Raw genomic sequence first — 22,873 nt, 5'->3', positions numbered from 1 at the left:
GCTGCCAGCAGGATGTTGGCAGCAATCATCCCGAATCGCTGAAACGGTGATGGTCAGGTGCAGGGCCTCGATGCCGAGGCTCGCCACTGGTCTTCCTCATCGCAAGGAGTTTCATGAAGACATTGTCGCGTTCTTTCGCATCTTCGTTGACCGCTCGTCTGGCCAAGGGGCTGGGCGCCGCTCTGATGCTGGGTATGGCCGCTCTGCCAGCGCACGCCGAGGAGTCGGCAGGCGATCGCCTGTCGCGCCTGCTGGAGCCGCTCAAGACCTATGCTGCCGACTTCGACCAGCAGATCCTCGATGCCTCCGGTCAGCGTCTGCAGGAAGCCAGGGGAAAGATGTGGCTGTCGCGCCCGGGCAAGTTCCGCTGGAGCGTCGATGCGCCGTACCGGCAGGAAGTGGTGTCGGATGGCAAGGAAGTCTATCTGCATGATCCGGACCTCGAGCAGGTCACCGTGCAGCCGCTGGATGAGCGTGTCACCCACACGCCGGCGTTGTTGCTGTCAGGTCGTTCCAGTGAGCTGACCGCCAACTATGCGGTCAAGCGCCAGCAGCAGGGCGCACGTGAGACCTTCACGCTGACGCCCAAGCAGGCCGATACGCTGTTCGAAAGCCTCAAGCTGACCTTTGACAGCGAGCAGCTCGACATGCTGCAGATGGCGGATTCCACCGGTCAGCGCACGGCGATCGACTTCAGCAACGTGCAATACAATCCGTCGCTGCAGGATAGTCGTTTCGTGTTCCAGATCCCGCAAGGCGCCGACGTCATTCGCGAGCAGTGATCGCGCCCAAGGTGCAGCGCAAATTGTGAGCACATCGCAATATGCTGAACAAACAGGAACGCCCGGACCAGATGGTCCGGGCGTTCCTGTTAGTGCCAGTCTCGACTCGGCAGGCACGTGCGCGCAGGATTCGCCGCTGATCAGCGCTGTCCGGGCGTCTCGCCACGGTCTGCGGCGGCGTCCTGCTCGCGGCGCCAGCGCTCGATCTCGGCGAAGCGCTTCTCACCACCATGCTGGGTCGGGCGGTAGAACTGCTGGGTCGGCAGCTCTTCTGGCCAGGCATCGTGGGAGCTGCCGGCCGGATAGCCATTGGGCTCGTTGTGGGCATAGCGATAGCCTTCGCCCATGCCCAGCTCCTTCATCAGCGTGGTCGGCGCATTGCGCAGATACACCGGTACCTCGAAGTGGGGCTGTTGGCGCACGAAAGCGCGGGCTTCCTTCCAGGCCACCTCGATGGCATTGCTCTTGGGCGCGATGGCCAGGTGGATCGCCGCATGCGCGATGGCGCGCTGGCCCTCGTAGTCACCGAGGCGCAGATAGGCATCCCAGGCGGCGATGGTCAGCGGCAGGGCGCGCGGGTCGGCGTTGCCAACATCTTCCGAGGCAATCGCCGTCAGGCGCCGCACGACATCCAGCGGGTCGCCACCGCCATCCATGAAGCGCGCCATGTACAGCAGCGCCGCGTCGGGCCGTGAGGAGCGTATCGACTTGTGGATCGCCGACAGCAGGTCGTAATAGTCATCGCCTTGCTTGTCGAAACTGGAGGCCTGATGGCCCAGCACGGCCTCAAGCGAGCTGTCCTCGAGTATCTCGCGCGTTCCCCCCTGGCCGTCGGGCTCACGGCGCACGAAGTCACAGGCGGTCTCCAGCAGGCCCAGGGCACGGCGTGCATCGCCGGAGGCCGAGCGCGCGATGCGGGTCAGCGTCTCGCGGCTGGCGTCGATGTGACGCTTGCCGAGGCCGTTGACCTCATCCTTGAGGGCGCGCGTCAATACCTCGATCAGGTCTTCCGTCTCCAGGGCCTTGAGCACATAGACCCGCGCCCGTGACAGCAAGGCCGAGTTGACCTCGAAGGACGGGTTCTCGGTGGTCGCGCCGATCAGCGTCAGCAGGCCGGATTCCACATGCGGCAACAGGGCGTCCTGCTGGCTCTTGTTGAGGCGGTGGATCTCATCGAGAAACATCACCGTCTGGCGATCGCTGGCCTGGAAGTGTCTGGCGCGCTCCACCACCTCGCGGATGTCCTTGACGCCGGCCATCACCGCCGAGAGCTGCTCCAGATGGGCATCACAGCCCTTGGCGAGAATCTCGGCCAGCGTCGTCTTGCCGACCCCCGGCGGCCCCCACAGGATCATCGAGCGCACCACGCCCGAGGCCACCATCTGGCGCAGTGGCATGTCAGGCCCGACCAACGCTGTCTGTCCGATGTAGTCATCCAGGGTGCGTGGGCGCATGCGGAAGGCCAGTGGCGCATGGGAATTCGAGGCGGTATCGGCAAAAAGATCCATCGGCGAGTCTGGCTCCGGCAGGCGTGGGGCAGTATTGCGCTCATCATGGCCGATCCTGCGGACCTGTACAAATCAGCAGTGGCGGCGCGCTCAGTCAGCGGCCTCAGGCCGCGCGTGGCATTGCACCAGACTGTCATGTTTCTTTGCCAGCATGAGACGCTCATTCAGGCAATCCCACCCAACGTCTAACTGGCGCTCGAGGGATGTGTCCTACACTTCTAGGTGACGACATTGCTACATTCGGTAGCAATGCCCGAGGCGGCAGCGCTGTCTGCCAGCATCGGCCACCTGTTCCGTCAGGAGGAGGAAGTCATGCCCAATGTGACTCAGCTGCGCCAGGACCACGCCAACATGGCACGTCTGCTGCACGTGCTTTCGCATCGCCACAAGACGCTCGTCAGTGGTGAGCGTCCCGACTTTCGCATGATGCGTGAGGTGGTGGATTACATTCTCGATTACATGCAGGGCTTCATCATTCCGCTGGAGCGTCAATGCACCCAGATGCTGTGCGAACGCTCCGAAGACGCCGCGCCACTCTGTCAGCGCCTCATCCAGCAATATCGCACCCTGCACGAGCGTCTGGACAAGCTGTCCGACAATCTCGACAGCATTCTGATGGACCAGATCATCCCGATGGACCAATTCAATGCCGACCTGCGCGAGTATGTGGAGGCACACCGTGACTACCTGCGTGCCGAGCGCACCGAGCTGTTCCCGCTGATGCGCGACAACCTCAGTGACGAGGAATGGCAGCAGCTGACCGATGCCATCCCGCATGCGCGCACCGAGCTTGAGCGCCTCCAGAAAGCCTACCCGGAACTCTACGCCGAACTGACCGAGAGTGATGTCGTGACCGCCTGATCCATGCGTTCTGCTGTGTGACGCTGCGCGCGATTCCCCGCAACACAGAAAGAATCCCCACTCTGCCCGCCACAACAGAAAGAACGCCAAGTCGTTGGCGGGTATTCCGAAAGTCTCCACGTCTCATCTCCCCCACACTGAGGTCATCACATGACGCCCGCCGCGTTTCGGTGGGCGTTGTCCTTGGCGGTGTTCCGCCTTCTCAGATGACGGCCGAGCGGCCCGGGAGACAAGCGATGAGTGCTCAATCTCTTGCACGACAGTGGGCAACTTCCCAGGACGGAGCGACGTCCGAGCCTGCCCAGTTCGCCAGCGAAGGCATTGCTCTGGAAGACCCGCGTCTGTTTCGCCAGCTCGCCTACGTGAATGGCTACTGGGTGCATGGCGAAGGCGGACGCGAGGAGGCGGTCTTCGACCCTGCCACCGGCGAGCGCCTCGGCCAGGTGCCGTGGCTCGAGGAGGCGCAGATCGACGCCGCCATCGCCGCCGCCGATGCGGCCCAGCGTGAATGGCGCAAGCTGCGCGTCGACCAGCGCGGCGAGCTGCTGGATGCCTGGTACGACCTCATCCGTGCCCACAAGGAAGACCTGGCCATGCTGATGACGCGTGAACAGGGCAAGTCGCTGGACGATGCGCGTGGTGAGGTGGAATACGGCGCCAGCTTCGTTCACTGGTTCGCCGAGGAGGGCAACCGTGCCTTCGGCGAGACCATACCCAGTCATATTCCGAATGCCGCGCTGGGCACCGTGCGTGAGCCTATCGGTGTCGCGGCGCTGATCACGCCGTGGAACTTCCCGCTGGCGATGATCACCCGCAAGGCCGCGGCCGCACTGGCGGCGGGCTGTACGGTGCTGGTCAAGCCGGCCGGCGAGACGCCGTTCTCGGCGCTGGCGCTGGCGGAGCTGGCCGAGCGCGCCGGCATTCCCGCCGGTGTCTTCAGCGTCATCACCGGCGAGGCCTCCGAGGTCTCCAGGCAGCTGTGTGATGACCCGCGCGTCGCGGGGCTCTCGTTCACCGGTTCCACCCGGGTCGGGCGTCTGCTGCTGAAACAGTGCGCCGACAGCGTCAAGCGTGTCTCGCTGGAACTGGGCGGCAATGCCCCCTTCATCGTCGGGCCGGACATGGACCCCGAGGAGGCTGCACGCGCCGCCGTCGATGCCAAGTTCCAGACCTCCGGTCAGGACTGCCTCGCGGCCGACCGTATCCTGGTCCACGACAGCCTCTACGAGGACTTCCTGAGCCACTTCGCACGCATCATGAAGCAGCTCAAGGTCGGCAATGGCCAGGTGAAGGGGATCGACCTTGGCCCGCTGATCCACCGCGACGCCGTCGCCAAGGCGCAGACCATCGTCGATGACGCCGTCGAGCGGGGCGCGCGGCTGATCCACGGTGACCAGAGCATGGCGCCGGGCCCCAACTTCTTCATGCCGGTGCTACTGGCCGACATCACGCCGGACATGCGCGTCTGGCGCGAGGAAACCTTCTCGCCGGTGGCCGGCATCACCGCCTGGCACGATGAGGAAGAGGTGATCGCGATGGCCAACGACACCGAATACGGCCTCGCCGCCTACGTCTATACCCACGATGTGCGCCGCATCTGGCGACTGATGCGTGGCCTGCGCTTCGGCATGGTCTCGGTCAATTCCGTCAAGATGACCGGCGCGCCGATTCCCTTCGGTGGTGTCAAGCAATCCGGCCTGGGCCGCGAAGGCGGTCGTCAGGGGCTCGAGGAATATCTCGATATCAAGTACTACTGTCTGGGTGGGCTGGAAAGCGCCTCCGGAAGTTGAGACGGACATCCTTCACTGTCACATGTCGATCATAGCGACCGGTGGCCATTGAGCAACACTACCGGTCGATCGCCCCTAGTTGAGCATTCGGAGAGTCACATGAGCACCGATAACACCCTGAGTCAGGCCGCCAGCTTCGACGACGCGACCTCGACCGATGAACTGATTCGCCGTGATCGCAAGGTCACCTTCCATGCCTCGACCCACCTGCGCGATTACGCCCAGGGCGATGCACCGGGCCGCGTGATCACCGGTGGCGAAGGCATCCGCATCCGTGAGCGTGACGGACGTGAGCTGATCGACGGCTTCGCCGGCCTCTACTGCGTCAATATCGGTTACGGGCGCACGGAAGTCGCCGATGCCATCCACGAGCAGGCCCTCAAGCTAAGCTACTACCACACCTACGTCGGCCACTCGAACGAGCCGCAGATCGCGCTGTCGGAGAAGATTCTCGAGCTGGCCGGCCCCGGCATGTCCAGGGTCTATTACGGCATGTCCGGCAGTGATGCCAACGAGACCCAGCTCAAGCTGGTGCGCTATTACCACAACGTGATCGGCAAGCCCGAGAAGAAGAAGGTCATCTCGCGCTGGCGCGGCTATCACGGCTCCGGCATCGCCTCTGGCTCGCTGACCGGGCTGGCAGCCTTCCATGATCACTTCGATCTGCCGATTCCGGGCATCCTGCACACCGAGGCGCCGGACTACTACCGCCGTCCTGCCGAGTGCGCCGAGATGAGCGAGCGCGAATTCTCCACCTGGTGCGCCGAGAAGCTCGAGGCGATGATCCAGGCCGAGGGGCCGGAGACCGTCGGCGCCTTCATCGGCGAGCCGGTGCTGGGCACCGGTGGCATCGTGCCGCCGCCGGAGGGCTACTGGGAGGCCATCCAGGCCGTGCTCAAGCGCCACGACATCCTGTTGATCTGCGATGAAGTGGTGTGCGGCTTCGGGCGCATCGGCAGCCAGTTCGGCTTCCAGCACTTCGGCATCAAGCCGGATTTGGTCACCATCGCCAAGGGCCTGACCAGCGCCTATCAGCCGCTGTCCGGGGTCATCGTCGGCGACCGCGTGTGGAAGGTACTGGAGCAGGGCACCGGCGAATTCGGCCCCATCGGCCACGGCTGGACCTACTCCGGGCATGCGCTGGGCGCCGCCGCCGGTGTCGCCAATCTGGAGATCATTCGCCGCGAGGGCCTGGTCGACAATGCCCGCGATACCGGCGCCTATCTGCAGAACGCCATGCAGGCCGCCTTCGCCGATCATCCCATCGTCGGCAATGTGCGTGGCATCGGCCTGCTGGCGGCACTGGAGTTCTCGCCGCAGCCGTCACAGCGCAAGGCGTTCGACTCAGGGCTCAAGGTCGGCCCGCGCATCTCCGCGGCGGCCCTCGAGGAAGGCCTGGTGGCACGCGCCATGCCGCAGGGCGACATCCTCGGCTTCGCGCCGCCGCTGGTGGTCACGCCTGAGGAAATCGATGACATCGTCGCCCGCGCGCGCCGCGCCGTGGACAAGGTGCATCAGGAGCTTGTCGACAATGGTGATCTCTCTTCCGGTGATCCCACTCCTGGTGACAAGTAGGTCATGGCATTGACCTTGCCCCCGCTCAAGAGTTCACGGGAGACACCGCTGGCGCTGGCCGATATCCATGCCGCGCGCCAGCGGCTGTTTCATTCATCGACGGCCACGGGTGTCGAACGCACGGCGCTGGTACCGTCACCGGCGCTGTCGCGCCGCTTCGATGCCGAGATTCTGCTCAAGCTGGAGACCCGCCAGCCCACCGGCGCCTTCAAGCTGCGCGGGGCCAGCAATCTGCTGGCCGCCGTGGCGGAGCAGGCCTTTGGGGAGGCCTACGAGCGCCTCCAGCGCGGCGTGACCACCGCCTCCACCGGCAACCACGGTCGCGCGCTGGCCTACGCCGCGATGCGCCGTGGCCTCAGGGCGGTCATCTGTCTCTCCGAGCAGGTGCCCGCCAACAAGGTGCGTGCCATCGAGGCGCTGGGTGAGCTGGGCGGTGCCACTGGTGGCAGTGTCGAGGTGCGCCGGGTCGGGCGCAGCCAGGACGAGGCCTTCCACGAGGTCAATCGGCTGGTCGAGGAGGAGGGCATGCTGGCGGTGCCGCCCTTCGATGACCCGCTGATCGCGGCCGGTCAGGGCACCATCGGGCTTGAGTTGATGGAGGATTGCCCGCAGCTCGATCAGGTACTGATCGGACTGTCCGGCGGCGGCCTGCTCGGCGGCATCGGGGCGGCGCTCAAGGCGATTCGCCCCGAGACGCAGGTGCATGGCATCAGCCTCACCGAAGGCGCGGCCATGTGGCACAGCCTGCAGGCAGGCGAACCGGTGGAGGCGGAAGAGGTCGCGAGCCTCGGCGACTCACTGGGCGGCGGCATCGGGCTTGGCAATCACACCACGCTGCCGCTGGTGCGCCGCGTGATGGATCACCACCATCAGGTCAGCGAGCGTGCCATCGCCCGCGCCATGCTGATGCTGCTGGAAGAGGAGAAGCTGCTGGTCGAGGGCGCCGCCGTGGTCGGTCTCGCCGCACTTGAGGCCTCACGGCTGGGGGAGAGTGACCCGGGGCTGGCCGAGTCGATCCGCGGCCAGCGTGTCGCGCTGATCATCAGCGGCAACGGTGTCAGTCTGGAGACCTTCGATCAGGCCCGAGCGCTGCTGGCGGACGCTCAGCAGTGATTTTTCGCCCATGGCTCACAGCGTGAGACAGCTGACGGCACACCAGAAGGAGGGCGCATGACGGAAACGACTCAAGAAAGCATGCAGACATATTCCCGTGAACAGATCGAGCAGGTCGTGGGGCTGGATACCACGGCGCTTGCCACCATCCGTGACGCCTTTATCGCGCTGGGTCAAGGCAGGGTGGTGCAGCCGCCGATCCTGTCGATGGCCATCGAGGAGGCCAATGGCGAGGTGGACGTCAAGACGGCCCACATCCAGGGCCTCAAGCACTTCGCGATCAAGATCAGCCCCGGCTTCTTCAACAATCCCGCCCGTGGCCTGCCGAGCCTCAATGGCCTGATGGTGGTGTTCTCCGCCGAGACCGGCCTTGCCGAGGCGCTGCTCAATGACGGCGGCTATCTCACCGCCATTCGCACCGCACTGGCCGGGGCCGTGGCGGCCGAGGCCCTGTCGCGCCCTGACAGCAAGCGTGTCGCGCTGATCGGCGCCGGTGAGCAGGCGAGCCTGCAGTTGGAGGCGCTGCGGCTGGTGCGCGACATCGAGAGTGTCGATGTCTGGGCACGCGACAAGGAGCGGGCCGAGCGTTTCGCGCGTGAGACGGAGGAGCGGCTGGGCCTCACCGTACGTAGTCATGACAGCCTGCACGCGGTCTGCCAGAACGCCGACATCATCGTCACTGCCACGCCGTCTCACACGCCGCTGCTGGAATACACGATGCTGCCGGAAGGCGTGCATGTCACCGCGATGGGTTCCGACAGCCCCGAGAAGCGCGAACTGGAAGCCGACGTGCTGACCGATTGCGACTACTTCGTGTGTGACAGCCGCGCCCAGTCGGAAATCAATGGCGAGCTGAAGGGGCTGGATGACGACCAGGCCAAGGCGTGCGAGGTGTACGAGCTGGGCAAGCTGCTGGCCGATGGGCGCCGTCTGCGTGAGGGTGACCAGAACAGAGATGAAGAGACCGAAACCACCACTGATACCCGCATCACGGTGGCAGACCTGACCGGCACCGGCGTGCAGGACACCGCGATTGCCAGCCTGGCGCTGGCTCGACTCGCCCAGCGCTAGCGCGCAGCGACAGCGGGTCGTGAAGGCGCGACGGACTTGCCCAGCGCGGCGCCGCATGCGAGGGTCACGCAGTAACGGCAGGAAGCCGTTGACTCTCTCGTCCACTCGGAGCCTGTCGTGACTCGAACCATGCCCTCACCCCCTGCTGCGCCGCGCGCCCTCAATGCTGCTCCCGGGGTAGAGGTCCGCCGCTCGCCGCTGGCGGACCTCTGTGCCGACTGCGATGCCGTGACGCTGCTGCCACCGCTATCCCCGCCGGGTGAGGGGTATCTGCGCCATTTCTGCCAGCTGGATTCCCCGCTGGCGGTGTTCGATCTCGACGATACCCTGCTCGATGGCGACTGCACTGGCATGTGGATGCGCTGGATGGCCGCCTGTGGCTGGATCGAGGATGTCGAAGCCTTCATGGCCATCGGCGAGCGCCATCAGAGCGAGTATCACGCCGGCACTCTGGATATCCACGAGCACACCGGTCATCTGCTCAGCCCGCTCATCGGGCGGCATCGCGATGAGGTACGCCGCGAGGTCGATGGCTTCGTGGAGGAGATGGTGATGCCGCGTCTGCTGGAAGGCGGCATCGCGCGTCTCGCCGAACACGGCGAGGCGGGACATCGCACCCTGATCATCTCCGCCTCCATGCACCATCTGGTCGGCCCCATCGCCAGTCGCCTGACCGCCGATGGCGCGCTGGCCACCCATCCTGCCTTCGATGAAGCGGGCCGCTTCACCGGCGAGACCACCGGCATCGTCACCTTCCGCGAAGGCAAGCTGGCGGCGCTGGATGCCTGGCTGGAAGACGCAAGCCAGCTCAAGCGTGCGCCGCAGGCACTGTGGGGCTACTCCGATTCCCACAACGACCTGCCGCTGCTCGAGCGGGTCGATCATCCCCACGCCACCCAGCCGGATGCGCCGCTGCGCCAGTTCGCCGAAGCGCGTGGCTGGCCGGTGGTCGATTGGCGCCAGTCGCACCTGTCCATCGAATCGGACTGAGCGTGCATGAAGCCGGCGACTGACTCCCACCTTTCCCGCGATCACAGCCCGGATGCCAGAGCCCTGCAGGCGCGTGGCGTCGCGCTGACGGCGCTGGGCGTGCTGCTGATCTCGCCGGATGCGCTGTTGCTGCGCCTCGCCGATGTCGCCGATGGCCCGCTGGTGTTCTGGCGCGGCCTGCTGACGGCCATCGGATTCGCGCTGATTCTGCTGCTCACCCAGCGCGGCGGGCCTGGCCAGCGCTTTATCAGTGCGCTGGCGCGCATGCGTGGCTGCGGGCGCACGGGACTGTGGGTCGCGCTGCTGTTCACCGGCTCCACGCTGGGCTTCGTGCTCGCCAATCAATACACCCGCGCCGGCAACGTGCTGATCATCCTCGCTGCCAGTCCGCTGTTCGCGGCACTGATGTCGCGGCTATGGCTGGGCGAGCGCCAGCCGCGCCATGTGTGGGGCGCGATTCTGGTCTCGCTGGCGGGCATCACGCTGTTGGTGATGGATGAGGCGGGCAGCGGCTCGCTGACCGGCAATCTGCTCGCGCTGGGCTGCAGCCTGTCGCTGGCGGGCAACTTCACGCTGTGTCGCACGCGCCCGGGGCTCGACATGAGCCCGATGCTGACCCTGTCGGGGCTTATGACCGCGCTGTGCGGCCTGCTGGCCTGCATATGGTTGGCAGCCTCTGGGGTAGGGGTAGGCGAGGGTGCAGCAGAGGGCCTCGAGAGCGTGCTCACCCAGCTATGGCCCTCGCACAGCGATGATTTCGCTCAGCGCGCCGGCTGGCTGGTGCTGCTGTGTCTGGTGCTCTCGCCGCTGGGCTTCACGCTGATCCAGCGCGGCCCGCTGTATCTGCCGTCCGCCGAGGTGGCACTGCTGATGCTGCTGGAAAGCGTGTTCGGCATCCTGTGGGTGTGGTGGGTGCTGGACGAGTCGCTGACCCTGCGCGGCTGGGTGGGCGGCGCCATGGTGCTGGGCGCGATGCTGATCAAGAGCCTGATCGACCGCCGCCTGCGTCACCTGCAGGCCACGCGCGCGCCTTCTGCGGATGCGTCTGCGGGCGGCAACTGATACAATTCCGCCCATCCCCGAGTTTATTCACTGTCAAATGACAGCCCTCCGGACGCCTCACGGCGACCGGAGCGAAGAGCTCATGGCGCGAAGAAAGCCACAGGGCGACCGGAAACGATAGCGACTTCACGACGCGAGCCAGGCGCGAGCGGCACTGTCCTGACGCAGTGATGAAGATTGCCACAACCGGACGCCAGACTGACTCGACAGCGCCAGGATTCAGCACGCACACCACCTTCCCCAACCTGTTGCGGACGACTCGATGACAAGCAGCCTCAAACAGCAGTGGCTCTCCAACCTCCGGCCCGACATCCTGTCCGGCCTGGTGGTGGCGTTGGCCCTGATCCCCGAAGCCATCGCCTTCTCCATCATTGCCGGTGTCGACCCCAAGGTCGGCCTGTATGCCTCCTTCTCCATCGCCGTGGTGACTGCCATCGCCGGTGGCCGTCCGGGCATGATCTCCGCCGCCACCGGTGCCATGGCACTGCTGATGGTCGACCTGGTCAAGGACCACGGCCTGGAATACCTGCTGGCCGCCACCGTGCTGACCGGCGTGATCCAGATCATCTTCGGCTACTTCAAGCTCGGCTCGCTGATGCGCTTCGTGTCGCGCTCGGTGGTCACTGGCTTCGTGAATGCGCTGGCGATCCTGATCTTCATGGCCCAGCTGCCGGAGCTGACCAACGTCACCTGGCACGTCTACGCCATGACGGCGGCCGGTCTCGGCATCATCTATCTGCTGCCGCTGGTGCCGAAGGTCGGCAAGCTGCTGCCGTCGCCGCTGGTCTGCATCATCGTGCTGACCATCTTCTCCATGATCGTCGGTCTGGATATCCGCACCGTCGGCGACATGGGCGAGCTGCCGGACAGCCTGCCGGTGTTCCTGATTCCGGACATCCCCTTCAATCTGGACACCCTGTGGATCATCCTGCCGTACTCGCTGCCGCTGGCGGTCGTGGGCCTGCTGGAATCCCTGATGACGGCCACGCTGGTCGATGACCTGACCGACACGCCGTCCGACAAGAACCGTGAGTGCAAGGGCCAGGGCGCGGCCAACGTCGTCACCGGCTTCCTCGGCGGCATGGCGGGTTGCGCGATGATCGGTCAGACGATGATCAACGTGAAGTCCGGCGGTCGCACACGTCTCTCCACCATGGTGGCGGGTGTCGTGCTGCTGATTCTGGTCGTGTTCCTCGGCCCGTGGGTCTCGCAGATTCCGATGGCCGCTCTGGTCGCGGTGATGATCATGGTCTCCATCGGCACCTTCTCCTGGCAGTCGATCCGTGACCTCAAGACCCACCCTATGTCCACCAACATCGTCATGCTGGCGACGGTGGCCGTCGTGGTCGCGACCCACAACCTCGCGCTCGGCGTGCTGGTCGGCGTGCTGCTCTCGGCGCTGTTCTTCGCCAACAAGATCGGTCAGGTGCTGCATATCGGCAGCGACATGAATGCCGATGGCCGTACCCGCGAATACCGCGTGGTCGGTCAGGTGTTCTTCGCCTCCAGCGAGCAGTTCCAGGCCGGTTTTGACCTCAAGGAGACCGTCGAGCGTGTCGTCATCGACGTCAGCCGTGCGCACTTCTGGGACATCACCGCCATCGGCGCGCTGGACACCGTGGTGGTCAAGTTCCGCCGCGAGGGGACCGAGGTCGAGGTGCGTGGCCTCAACGAGGCCAGCGCCACGCTGGTGGATCGCTTCGCGGTGCATGACAAGCCGGATGCGGTCGAGAAGCTGATGGGTCACTGATCCCGTTGGCGCCACCCGCCTGATCGAGGGTGGTGGCGCCAGCAGCGTGATTCATGCGGAAAGACGGCGGGCAGTCCCACACGGGCTGCCCGCCGTTTGCGTTGATGGGGCCGGAAAGTGGTAATCTCGAAACAGGTGCCTGAAGCGCCAACCTTGATCGTCAGCATAAGGAAGCACGCCATGAGCCAATCCTCTGCCAGTGCCCCGACAGGCCATGACAAGATCACCGCCTGCATTGACGGCTCCGCCTTTGCCGTCGCCGTGTGTGATGCCGCCGTATGGGCCAGCCAACGTCTCTCGGCGCCGCTGAGCTTCCTGCATGTGATCGACCGCCAGGAAGGGGCGGGCGAGACCACCAGTGATCTTTCCGGTAGCATCGGGCTCGGCGCGCGCGAGCACCTGCTGGAAGAACTCGCCACCCTGGATGAGCAGCGCGGGCGCATCGCCCAGGAGCAGGGCCGTCTGATGCTGGAGGCCGCCTACAAGCGCGCCGTGCAAGCGGGTATCACCGAGCCGCGCCCACGCCAGCGCAATGGCGAGCTGGTCGAGACCCTGGAGGAACTGGAAGACGAGATTCGCCTGCTGGTGATCGGCAAGCGTGGTGAAGGGGCGGAGCAGGCCAGCGAGCACCTGGGCAGCAATCTGGAGCGCGTGATTCGCAGCCTGCATCGTCCCGTGCTGGTGGTGCCGGGTGAGTTCAACCTGCCGACGCGGGTGCTGATCGCCTTCGATTGCAGCAGCACCATCAAGCGTGCCGTCGAGGTGTTGGCGGCAAGCCCGCTGCTCAAGGGCGCGGAGCTGCATCTGGTGATGGTCGGCGCGGAAACGGTGGAGCATCAGGCACCGCTGGACGCCGCGCGCGACACTCTCACCGCGGCAGGTTTCAGCGTGCAGGCAAGCTTCAGAGCGGGGGAGGTGGAAGCCTGTCTGCGCGAATATGCCAAGGAACACGCCATCGACATGCTGGTGATGGGCGCCTACGGCCACTCGCGCATCCGTCAGTTGCTGGTCGGCAGCACCACTACCGAGATGATTCGCAACGCCACGGTGCCGCTGCTGATCCTGCGCTAGCATCGTTCAGCCCACGCCCTGTCGGGCAATGAGAACGCCGCGTCTTCCCGTGTCATGTCGGGACGGCGCGGCGTCTTCATTTCTGCCCCTTGGGGAGTGGCTACAGGTACGCAAGGCAGAAACCCTCTCGACGACTGGAAAATACCCCGCAGGTCGCGTTGCGCCGCTCGCCGGAATCTGGAACGCTGATGGCCGCCTATCCTCATTGCGCGTCATGCCGCTGCGGGGCTTTCCCTTACGCAGGCGCGTCTTTCACCACTCCAGGAAGAACGGTACAAGGACACTCTCCATGAGCGATATCCAACGTCACGACACCAAGCCGCGCATGAGCCGCGCCGTGATCCACAACAACACCATCTACCTGTGTGGCCAGGTCGCCGGGCCGGACCACCGCTTCGGGAATATCACGGACCAGGCCAACAGCATGCTCGCGCGTGTCGATGCATTGCTGGAAGAAGTCGGCACCGACCGCGAGCACCTGCTCTCCGCCACCGTCTATCTCAAGACAATGGACGACTTCAAGACCTTCAACGACATCTGGGATACCTGGGTACCACAAGGCCACGCCCCCGCCCGCGCCTGTGTACAAGCCGCCATGGCCAGCCCGGAACTGCTGTGTGAAATTACCGTGGTCGCCGCCGTTAAGTAACTCGCAGTATGGTTTTTCTAAGCCCGCCAGAGAAAACTCTGGCGGGTTTTTCGGTGTACTTGTAGTTTTTTAATACATCAAGTGTAGCCAAGGAGACGGCGTGCTTAATATTAAGTGTAAGTTTTTAAGAAAAAGGTTAAAAGTTGCTTATTTTCCAAATGCAGCAATATCTGCATTCTCTGGTTTTATCATAGGCTGCTTTTTTTTAGATGAAAATGTTGATTATTTTTATAATAATATCGCTGATTCAGTCGCTTATGAGTTTTTAGCTTTCACAATATCTGTTGTATATTTTATATTTGGAAGTGTTTTCTTTGGGTTAAGTACCGCTCTTAAGAGAAGCAAGCTTTTTAAGAGTTATGGTAATTATGTGTATAGAGTTAGTGAGTCCGTATGTGATTTTGGTGTTATAGCTGGGATAGTCTCTTCTGTATTCTTGGTTTTTTCAGGGTTTGGATTTTTAGCAAAAAGCTTATTTTTTAATTTTGAAGACGATGGAGAGATAATAACTCTTATAGGTTTTGGTTTTTGGTTCTCTAGTATAACTCTAGCTCTTATTTTTATATGTCGGGTTCCGTCTGATTGACTATAGCTTGCGTAAACAGCTCAGGTCGTTCGACCTGCCACTCCTTCATTGCTGCTATAGGCGCTTTGTGCTGTAGTGCCTTCTGAGGAATGTGGTGATTATAGAGCCAGCAATAACGCTCGAGTGTCTGTTCTAAATCCTCACTTGAGTCATAACGCCGAGTCGCCAAAACATCGCTGATACGCCCATTGAAGCGCTCCACCATCCCGTTCGTTTGGGGTCTGCCTGGCCTGATCAATCGATGCTCAATACCATGGTTCTGACATTCCTGGTCGAAAAGATGATTTCCACTGGGCTTACGTTCGCCACCCACGGTGAAGCGATCGGTAAAGGATTTACCATTGTCCGTGAGCACGGTTCGAATCGTGAAGGGAGCCTCCTCTTCCACACGCTTCATGAACGCCTGGGCGTCCTTTGCAGATTGACTTGATCTGACCTCCAGATACACCCACCGAGTGGCACGATCAATCGCGACGTAGAGATAACGCTTCTGATCTTCGTCAGGCATTTGGGGCAGGTGCTTGATATCAATGTGCACATACCCGGGCTCATAATCCTTGAAAGGCCGATGCTTGGGCTTTTCGTCCTCCTTCGCATCTTGACGCGCCAGCTTGGCGAGAGTCGGTACATCACGTCGTTTGAGCATGCGCTGAAGTGCGGAACGCGACAGATTTGGGTTCAGGAATTCCCGAGCAACGACAAGTAGATCATCGAGCCCCAGGCGAAGCAGTTCACGTGCGGCGATGACGATCTCTTCCTGTTCTGAGGTCAGAGTCGCGAGTAGGTTATGACGTGTGTGGGAACGATCCAGGACATCATCACGATAGCGCCAGCGTTGTATAGTTGAGACGCTGACCCCGAACTGACGAGCGAGATCTTTGTTCGTCATGCTGGAGGGAGCTGCTTGGATGTCGGCACGGATTTTCGGTGTCGTCGTCGCTTGCTTATGCAGCTTGATGTCCATGAAGCTTTTCCTGAATCAATTGCTTGATGAGCTCACGAGAGGCTAACAAAGGATAGCTTCGTTGTGAAATCCGATCATCCGGCACCCTACAGTTATATACGGAGTATTCTACAAGTACTTGAGAGTTAGCTCTACAGAGCTGACTTGGGTTGAAAGTATATATTTTAGTTTTGTTACTATAACCACCTTAGGATTTGGAGATATTCTGCCAAGCAATGATCTTGGTATGATAATGGTTTCTTCAGAAGCTGTTTTGGGTATTTTGTTAATTGGTCTTTTTTTAAACTCTTTATCTAACAGACTAGGACGTAGAATAAGAGAAAAAGAAATAGAGATAGAATGTAATAGAAAAGAGCAGCTTAGAAAGAGTCTAGAGAAACACGTCTCTATATTGCTAATTAATTTTGAAACTGGGGACCCCTTTTCATGGAGTGATAGTGCTGACGATTTGCCATCACCTAGTGATTATGAATCACAGCTTCATGATCTGAGAAAGTTTTTAGATGTCGATAAAAACATAAGCGATCTTAATGTAAAAATGCTTTTGGAAACGTGTGATCAACATTATGAAATACTAATTAGCTTAACCTCTGCTGCGGCAGAAATATCAAGTGTACATCTGATGAGGTGGAGTAGTTTGCTAGTTTCTGTCAAAACTCTAAAAGATTCCTATGATAAAATAAAGTCTGATGAGAAATATGGTCAGTTTTCATGGCCTGAATTCGGATTGATTCGAAAAGATGTAAGTCGCATAATTAGCGTTGCTGAGTTCCTAAGAGTGGGGAATTCTATCTAGTTATTATGAGCTCTCGGTTATCTTTCTAATTGATGGCTCCATCTCAGAGTACAGAAATTCATTTTTATTTTCGCCTCGTACCTCACCCATTCGCGATAAAACCCGTCCAATCGTTCTGTCTCGCTGAGGTGTGATGCCTCAGCGAGGCGTTCGCGTGCGTCTGTAGGCAGCATGGCGATGCGGGTGTCGAGGTCGTGGGCGTGGCGGGGGTTGCGGTATTCGAGGTCCAGCCCGAGCGGGGCGGTGGCGAGGCCGACGAGCACATGGCCGTGGCGGTGGGCGATGGAGACGTGAAAGCCCGCCGGTAGCGCAGGGTGATAGGGTGCCTGGCCACGCGGCGACCAATCGGCCAGCGCAAGCTGGATGCCTTGAGCAGCGGCGAGTTCACCGAGCAGAAGGCGGGCGAGGCGCGATTCGGCTTCACGTTGCTGGCGACGGCGGGCCTTGGCAGATGACACGGGGGGGGCAGCGTTATCCACATCCGGCTGGCGAGCGCGCAGCGAGCGACAGCTGGAGGTTTCAGTGGAGGGGCTGGCAGAGGAATCAGCCGAGTCAGCACAGGAGGCTGGCAGCACACACGCCTCGGCCAGCCACAGGCGGGCTGGCCGAGAGGATGATTCAGAGCAGGGATTCGGCAAGGCGCTGGCAGCGCCGCCAGTTGCAGATGCCAGGGAGGCGGCGAGGGCGTGGGGATCATGCGAGATCAGCGGCTCGCCGTTGGACAAGTCGGCGCTCGGCGAACCCGTGCTCAGCGAAGCGATGTCATCTGATGCAGCGCGTCCAAGCACCACGCAGCGGTAGGCGGGGTGATCGGTCGGGCGCCTCGCAGGCGTGCCTGCCACGTCATCCACAACCGGCTCACTTGACCCGCTCACGCCACTGCCTTGCCTGACCGCCATATCGAGGAATCAGTTCTTCGGATGCAGGATCACCAGATCCCCGCGCAGCGCCACACCCGCGACGATATTGCCCGCATGGCACTCGTACTTCTCGCTGCTGGAGTAGGGCACGTTGTCGTAGTCGCTGCGAATGTTGATCACCGCATTGGCACCATACTCACGCGCCTTCTTCTGCAACTCGCGCAGCGCCGACAGGAACACCCAGCGACAGGCCTCCGCATCGCTCTTGTTGGACGCGTTGGTCTTCGGATTCACCCGCGCCCAGCCACGCTTCTCGATGCGCTCGTAGGGCTGCTTGTCACCGAAGAAGAAGGCCACGTCCTTGCCCAGCCGCTGACTGGCCGCGGTGCTGGCCATCACCGGCATGATCGGCAGGAAGTGCTGCGTGTCCCGCGCCTCTGCCGGCATGGAGGCCAGCAGGCTGGCAGAGCCGGTCACCAGGGCGGTGGCCATTGCCATGCCACGTGCAGAGCGCGCGGCACGCAACACCCAAAAGAATGACTGAGCAACGGATGACGCCATGTGAAACCCCTCCTTACCGTGTGATTGACTGGCGCGACGCCAGCGAATATCGCCGTCAGACAGCCAGAGGCGTGAGCCAATCACACCATAGACCATGCAGCGGGCGCGTATCTTGCGCCAGATCCGATCCGCTGCAAAGTCGTCTGGTGGCGACAGTCGTGCGTCAGTTGGCTCGCTCTGCGGGTCAGTCTTGCCAGCGACGCAGAATCAGCGAGGTATTGATGCCACCGAAGGCGAAGTTGTTGCTCATCACGGTGTCCGTCGCGATCTCGCGGCCTGCGCCGGTGAGGTAGTCGAGCGGTGCGCAGCGCGGGTCGATGTCCTCGAGATTGGCGGTGCCGTGGAACCAGCCCTCGCGCATCATCTCGATGGCGACCCAGGCCTCCAGCGCGCCACAGGCCCCCAGGGTATGGCCGGTGAAGCTCTTGAAGGCGCTGATCGGCATGTGCTCGCCGAACACCGCATGGGTGGCATGGCTCTCGGCGATATCACCGCGCTCGGTAGCGGTGCCATGCGCGCTGACATAGCCGATCTGTGAGGCCTCGACACCGGCATCCTCCAGCGCCATGCGCATCGCGGCTTCCATCATGCTGGCATCCGGCTGGGTGACGTGACGGCCATCGGAGTTGGTGCCGAAGCCGAGAATCTCGGCATGGATGGTCGCGCCACGTGCCAGGGCGTGCTCCAGCTCTTCCAGAATCAGCGTACCGGCGCCTTCACCGATCACCAGGCCATCACGCTCGGCATCGAAGGGCCGCGGTGCGAGGTCCGGCTGGTCATTGCAGGTACTGGTTGCGAACAGGGTGTCGAACACGGCGGCGTCGGCGGCGGACAGCTCCTCGCAGCCACCGGCGACCATCGCGGTCTGGCGGCCGAAGCGGATCGCCTCATAGGCGTAGCCGATGCCCTGACTGCCGGAGGTGCAGGCGCTGGAGGTGGTGTGAATCCGCCCCTTGATACCGAGAAACACGCCGATATTGACCGGCGCGGTGTGCGCCATCATGCGGATATAGGAATTGGCATTGAGGCCATCGGTGGAGTGATTGATCAGCATGTTGCCGAAGTCGGCCACCGCATCCGGCTCACCGGCCGAGGCGCCGTAGGCGATGCCCATCTGGCCGCTCTCCTTGAGCGGGCTGTCACTCAGGCCGGCCGCTTCCAGCGCCAGTTCGCTGGAGCGAGTCGCCAGCTGCGCCACACGCCCCATGCTGCGCAGCGCGCGGCGATTGTAGTGTTTCGGCAGTTCGAAATCGTTGACCGGCGCGCCGAGGCGGGTGTTGAGACCCTCGTACTTGTCCCAGTCCTCGATATAGCGGATGCCGGTCCAGCCCGCTTCGAGGTTGGCGCGCAGGGTCGGCCAGTCATTGCCGATGGGCGAGAAACCATGCATGCCGGTGACCACGACACGTCTGCCGCGCAGGGATGAAGTAGTCGTCATCAGAACATGCCCCCGTTCACCGCGATGGTCTGGCGGGTGATGTAGCCGGCGTCCTTAGAGCACAGGAAGGCCACGGTGGCGGCGACTTCCTCGGCTTCTCCCGCGCGACGCATGGGAATCATCTTCAACGCCTCTTCCATCTCGACGCCTTCGGTCATCTCGGTGGCGATGACGCCCGGTGCGACGGCATTGACGGTGATGCGGCGCTTGGCCAGCTCCACCGCCAGCGCCTTGACAGCGCCGATCAATCCCGCCTTGGCGGCGGAATAGTTGACCTGCCCCCGATTGCCCATCATGCCCGACACCGAGGACATCACGATGATGCGCCCCGGCTTGCGACGGCGCACCAGCGGCATGGAAAGCGGTTTGATGACGTTGTAGAAGCCGTCGAGGTTGGTGCGGATCACGCTGTCCCAGTCGTCATCGGTGAGCGCCGGGAAGGCGTTGTCGGCATGGATACCGGCATTGCAGACCACTCCGTAGTAGCAGCCGTGGGCCTCGATATCGGCTTCCAGCGCGCTGCGCGTGGCGTCTCGGTCGGCGACATCGAAACTCAGGATGCGCGATTCGCCGCCCAGGGCGCTGATCTCCCGCGCGACCTCCTCGGCGGCGTCACGGCGCGAGCGACAATGCAGCACCAGGTTGTAGCCTTCGCGGGCCAGTCGCAGCGCGATGGCGCGGCCGATGCCACGGCTGGAGCCGGTGACCAGAATCCACTCGCGGGGAGGGCGGGTATCAGCATCGGGAGTGTCGTCAGCAGGGCTTGTGTGGATAGAGTTTGTGGGGACTGAGTGCTCGGACATCGGTCTTTCCTTACGATTCATTGCCACCGGTGTCCCGGGGAGTCTGTGATGACTGCGAGTCGTCTGTCTTCCCACCCGCGGGCGGTTCGAAGACGTTGATCACGCAGGAGGCGACTTCCCTGTCTTGCTCATCCTGTAGGTGGGCCGTGAACGCGCCCAGTCCGTTGGCAGCACGATAATCCAGCCGAACGTGGATTTTCCAGCGCTGTTGGCAGGCGAAATGCGCCACGTTGCAGTGGTAGCGGCGCGTACCGAGCAGAAAGCCGACCCGCGGTGCCTGCCGGGCCAGGGCCGCCTCGACCCCCGACCAGGCCGCGATGGCCTGCGCCATCCATTCAAGCCCCACGAACGCCGGAATCACGAACTGCTGCTCGGCGTCAGCGTTCGGACTGCGCTCGGCCGGGCCGCGATCGGCCGGGCCGCGCTCGGCAAAGACATCACTCGCCTGAGGCACGACATCCGCACTCAGGCTCGTGGTATCCCAATGCAGGATGCGATCCAGCAGGCACATGCCGTGCTCGTGGGGCACGTAGTCGGCGATGGCGCAGGGGAATGCCGGCAGCATCGCAGGACTGTCACTCATGCCTCACCTCCCGGGCTGTCCGCTGGCTGGGGGTGGCGCTCGAACAGCAGCGAGATGTTGTTGCCGCCGAAGGCGAAGGCGTTGCTCATCACTCTGAGCGGCGGGGTCTCGGGGCGGTCACGCGTGACGACATTGAGCTCGGGCAATGTCGGGTCCAGTGCCTTTTGCGGCGTGGCATGCGGCGGCAGGCGGCCATGTTCCAGCGTCAGCCAGCAGAAGGCGGCTTCCAGTGCCCCGCAGGCGCCCAGCGTATGGCCGGTCAGCGCCTTGGTGGAGCTGACGGCGGGGAGGCGGAGCTGATCGATATCAGAACCGGCATCTGTACCGAACAGGCGGCTGATGGCGAGGCTTTCCATCGCATCATTCAGCGGCGTGGCGGTGCCGTGCAGGTTGATGTAGTTGATCTCGCTCGGGGTGCGCCCGGCATTGGTGAGCGCACCGCGCATGGCGGCCTCGGCACCGTTGCCTTCGGGGCAGGGGGCGGAGATGTGGTGGGCATCGCTGGATTCGCCGACCCCGGTGAGCTGCACGCCGCCACGCTCGCGCGTGACCACGAACAACGCGGCGGCCTCACCCAGGTTGATGCCATCGCGCTCGGCCCCCAGCGGCAGGCAGGGCTGACGACTGACGGCCTCCAGACTCATGAAGCCCTTCACCGTCATGTGGCACAGGCTGTCGGCGCCACCGGCGATCACCGCATCACACTGGCCGGAGGCCAGCAGACGGCGCGCACTGGCCAGGGCCTTGGCGCTGGAGGTGCAGGCGGTGGAGAGGGTGTAGACCGGCCCGCGTGCGCCGCTCAGCCAGGCGACACAGCTGGCGGGGGCGCCCAGCTCCTGGCGGCCGTATTCGAAGTCCGGCGGCCAGCTCTCGCCACTCGCCTTGCCGGCGGCGATACCGGCGCGATAGGCCGGCATCATCTGCTCGGTCTCACCGACACCTGAGGTGCTGGTGCCGAGCACCACGCCGATGCGCTCCGGCGCGATGCCCTGGCGCCTGAGGGCCTCAAGCTCCGGTGCCAGCTGCTCAAGCGCGGTGGCCAGCAGGCGATTGTTGCGCGAACGCATGACGGCGGGCCAGTCATCGTCATCCACCAGCCGTGCGGTGACGCGCCCCAGCGGCAACGGCGTGCCGGGGCTGAAGTCATCACTGATGCGCAGTCCGCGACTGGCGGTGAACAGCGCACTGCTGATCAGGCTGTGGTCCGCACCCAGCGGGCAGACGATGGCCGGGCGTGACAGGCGGCAAGGGCCCGGAGTGGGGGCATGGCAGGTATCGGGAACGTCAGGGGTGACGGGGTCAGTCATGCGGCGAAGCTTCCGGTGAGTCGTCAGGGGCGTTCTGTGTGCTGGGCGCTGCCAGCGGTTCCAGCGTCAGTTGCATGTCGGCCGTCGGGTCGCGCAGGGTCACGCGGCCGCTGGCATCGCGGGTCAGCTCGGCGATGGTCACACCCTCTTGCGTGATGATGCGCTGCGCGGGCTGGCGACGTTGCTGCCAGTCGCCGCGTTGTACCAGCTGCCAGCCTGTGTTCGCAAAGGCGCTATCGATCGTGGCCTTTGGCCAGTGCACCCAGGCGATACGCCGCGCCAGCCAGTCGGCGCTGAAGGGCAGCTTCTCGAGCACCTCGGGGCGTGCCTTCTCAAAACGGCTGCCATCGGCGTCATGCACCAGCGTCAACAGACGTTGGCCCTGCACGCTGAGCATGACCAGCCGCATGGCCTCGGGCGATTGGCGCAGTACGCCGATGAGAGGCGGCAGATTGTGCTCCTGCGCACCCTCGCCATCGGCTGCACGCTGTGCGCTGTCATCACTCTCTATACGCGCCACACGCAGAATCAGACGTTGGGTGCGGGTCTGCTCGAGACTCGCCAGCGCCGGCATCGGGCTGGCAGCCTCCAGCGGCTTTGGGGCGAGCAGGCTGCAGCCGCTCAACAGCAGCGTGGCGGCCACGGCAAGGCTGGCCAGCCCGAGGCGGCTGCTCAGCCCTGCTGAACGCAGCCCGACTGAGCGCAGCCTTGTGGAAACAACGTGAGAGGCGAAAGACATGTTTTTCATGACGC

General features: G+C 63.0%; 22 protein-coding genes. 13 read left to right on the top strand and 9 right to left on the bottom strand.

The genetic code is table 11. The annotated features are described in order from the left end of the window. Positions 1-113: 113 nt before the first annotated feature. Positions 114-782 (top strand): outer membrane lipoprotein periplasmic chaperone LolA, encoded by a 669-nt coding sequence (lolA, locus tag AC5WNJ_RS12785; protein WP_253061401.1) that lies wholly within the window; start codon positions 114-116, stop codon positions 780-782. Positions 783-922: 140 nt separating this feature from the next. Here lolA and AC5WNJ_RS12780 read toward each other — a convergent pair whose 3' ends face one another. Continuing rightward, entirely contained in the window at positions 923-2,290 is a 1,368-nt protein-coding gene (locus AC5WNJ_RS12780) for a replication-associated recombination protein A (protein WP_495929866.1), read from the bottom strand. 312 nt (positions 2,291-2,602) lie between these two features. Between AC5WNJ_RS12780 and AC5WNJ_RS12775 the strand changes: the two genes are divergently transcribed. From AC5WNJ_RS12775 to AC5WNJ_RS12725, 11 genes are all read left to right on the top strand, one after another. Then, the gene (locus tag AC5WNJ_RS12775; protein ID WP_253061397.1) at positions 2,603-3,151 is read left to right on the top strand and encodes a hemerythrin domain-containing protein; all 549 of its coding nucleotides are present in this window, start codon (positions 2,603-2,605) and stop codon (positions 3,149-3,151) included. 236 nt (positions 3,152-3,387) lie between these two features. Further along, positions 3,388-4,941 (top strand): NAD-dependent succinate-semialdehyde dehydrogenase, encoded by a 1,554-nt coding sequence (locus AC5WNJ_RS12770; RefSeq protein WP_253061395.1) that lies wholly within the window; start codon positions 3,388-3,390, stop codon positions 4,939-4,941. A 99-nt stretch (positions 4,942-5,040) separates the two neighbouring features. After that, positions 5,041-6,516, top strand: coding sequence for an aminotransferase (locus AC5WNJ_RS12765; RefSeq protein ID WP_495929865.1), 1,476 nt, complete (start codon positions 5,041-5,043; stop codon positions 6,514-6,516). Between the two features lie 3 nt (positions 6,517-6,519). Continuing rightward, a complete protein-coding gene (locus tag AC5WNJ_RS12760) occupies positions 6,520-7,629 on the top strand; it encodes a pyridoxal-phosphate dependent enzyme (protein ID WP_495929864.1) in 1,110 nt (369 codons plus the stop codon). Between the two features lie 57 nt (positions 7,630-7,686). Further along, on the top strand, positions 7,687-8,700 hold the full coding sequence (locus AC5WNJ_RS12755; protein ID WP_495929863.1) for a cyclodeaminase: 1,014 nt from the start codon (positions 7,687-7,689) through the stop codon (positions 8,698-8,700). Positions 8,701-8,829: 129 nt separating this feature from the next. Further along, positions 8,830-9,690, top strand: coding sequence for an HAD family hydrolase (locus tag AC5WNJ_RS12750; RefSeq protein WP_495929862.1), 861 nt, complete (start codon positions 8,830-8,832; stop codon positions 9,688-9,690). Positions 9,691-9,696: 6 nt separating this feature from the next. After that, on the top strand, positions 9,697-10,752 hold the full coding sequence (locus AC5WNJ_RS12745) for a DMT family transporter (RefSeq protein WP_495929861.1): 1,056 nt from the start codon (positions 9,697-9,699) through the stop codon (positions 10,750-10,752). A 262-nt stretch (positions 10,753-11,014) separates the two neighbouring features. Next, a complete protein-coding gene (locus AC5WNJ_RS12740; protein WP_495929860.1) occupies positions 11,015-12,502 on the top strand; it encodes a SulP family inorganic anion transporter in 1,488 nt (495 codons plus the stop codon). 180 nt (positions 12,503-12,682) lie between these two features. Further along, positions 12,683-13,573, top strand: a complete 891-nt coding sequence (locus tag AC5WNJ_RS12735; RefSeq protein WP_495929859.1) for a universal stress protein — start codon at positions 12,683-12,685, stop codon at positions 13,571-13,573. 289 nt (positions 13,574-13,862) lie between these two features. Further along, complete coding sequence (locus AC5WNJ_RS12730; RefSeq protein WP_175088450.1) at positions 13,863-14,222, top strand: RidA family protein; 360 nt, start codon at positions 13,863-13,865, stop codon at positions 14,220-14,222. A 100-nt stretch (positions 14,223-14,322) separates the two neighbouring features. Next, positions 14,323-14,808 (top strand): hypothetical protein, encoded by a 486-nt coding sequence (locus AC5WNJ_RS12725; protein WP_495929858.1) that lies wholly within the window; start codon positions 14,323-14,325, stop codon positions 14,806-14,808. On the opposite strand, the gene AC5WNJ_RS12720 is transcribed toward AC5WNJ_RS12725, so the two are convergent. Continuing rightward, the gene (locus AC5WNJ_RS12720; protein ID WP_495929779.1) at positions 14,783-15,772 is read right to left on the bottom strand and encodes an IS481 family transposase; all 990 of its coding nucleotides are present in this window, start codon (positions 15,770-15,772) and stop codon (positions 14,783-14,785) included. The two genes, AC5WNJ_RS12725 and AC5WNJ_RS12720, sit on opposite strands and share 26 nt — an antisense overlap. 73 nt (positions 15,773-15,845) lie before the next feature. On the opposite strand from AC5WNJ_RS12720, the gene AC5WNJ_RS12715 reads away from it, so the two are divergent. Further along, the gene (locus tag AC5WNJ_RS12715; RefSeq protein WP_495931054.1) at positions 15,846-16,568 is read left to right on the top strand and encodes a potassium channel family protein; all 723 of its coding nucleotides are present in this window, start codon (positions 15,846-15,848) and stop codon (positions 16,566-16,568) included. 17 nt (positions 16,569-16,585) lie between these two features. Here AC5WNJ_RS12715 and AC5WNJ_RS12710 read toward each other — a convergent pair whose 3' ends face one another. The 7 genes from AC5WNJ_RS12710 to AC5WNJ_RS12680 all read right to left on the bottom strand — a co-directional run bounded on the left by AC5WNJ_RS12710 (position 16,586) and on the right by AC5WNJ_RS12680 (position 22,868). After that, positions 16,586-17,026 (bottom strand): 4'-phosphopantetheinyl transferase family protein, encoded by a 441-nt coding sequence (locus AC5WNJ_RS12710; RefSeq protein WP_495929857.1) that lies wholly within the window; start codon positions 17,024-17,026, stop codon positions 16,586-16,588. Between the two features lie 450 nt (positions 17,027-17,476). Continuing rightward, positions 17,477-17,989: an excinuclease ATPase subunit gene (locus AC5WNJ_RS12705; protein ID WP_495929856.1), complete on the bottom strand. Its 513-nt coding sequence runs from the start codon at positions 17,987-17,989 to the stop codon at positions 17,477-17,479. A 184-nt stretch (positions 17,990-18,173) separates the two neighbouring features. Next, entirely contained in the window at positions 18,174-19,427 is a 1,254-nt protein-coding gene (locus AC5WNJ_RS12700; protein WP_495929855.1) for a beta-ketoacyl-ACP synthase, read from the bottom strand. Continuing rightward, the gene (gene fabG, locus AC5WNJ_RS12695; RefSeq protein ID WP_495929854.1) at positions 19,427-20,230 is read right to left on the bottom strand and encodes a 3-oxoacyl-ACP reductase FabG; all 804 of its coding nucleotides are present in this window, start codon (positions 20,228-20,230) and stop codon (positions 19,427-19,429) included. Before fabG ends, AC5WNJ_RS12700 begins: the two co-directional genes overlap by 1 nt. A gap of 10 nt (positions 20,231-20,240) precedes the next feature. Further along, a complete protein-coding gene (locus AC5WNJ_RS12690; RefSeq protein ID WP_495929853.1) occupies positions 20,241-20,813 on the bottom strand; it encodes an ApeP family dehydratase in 573 nt (190 codons plus the stop codon). Continuing rightward, positions 20,810-22,120 (bottom strand): beta-ketoacyl-ACP synthase, encoded by a 1,311-nt coding sequence (locus AC5WNJ_RS12685; RefSeq protein ID WP_495929852.1) that lies wholly within the window; start codon positions 22,118-22,120, stop codon positions 20,810-20,812. Before AC5WNJ_RS12685 ends, AC5WNJ_RS12690 begins: the two co-directional genes overlap by 4 nt. Further along, on the bottom strand, positions 22,113-22,868 hold the full coding sequence (locus tag AC5WNJ_RS12680; protein WP_495929851.1) for a DUF3261 domain-containing protein: 756 nt from the start codon (positions 22,866-22,868) through the stop codon (positions 22,113-22,115). Before AC5WNJ_RS12680 ends, AC5WNJ_RS12685 begins: the two co-directional genes overlap by 8 nt. Positions 22,869-22,873 lie beyond the last annotated feature (5 nt).

It is taken from the genome of Cobetia sp. PDI-23MA, from assembly GCF_059507735.1.
This window is presented reverse-complemented; position numbering and strand designations above follow the sequence as displayed.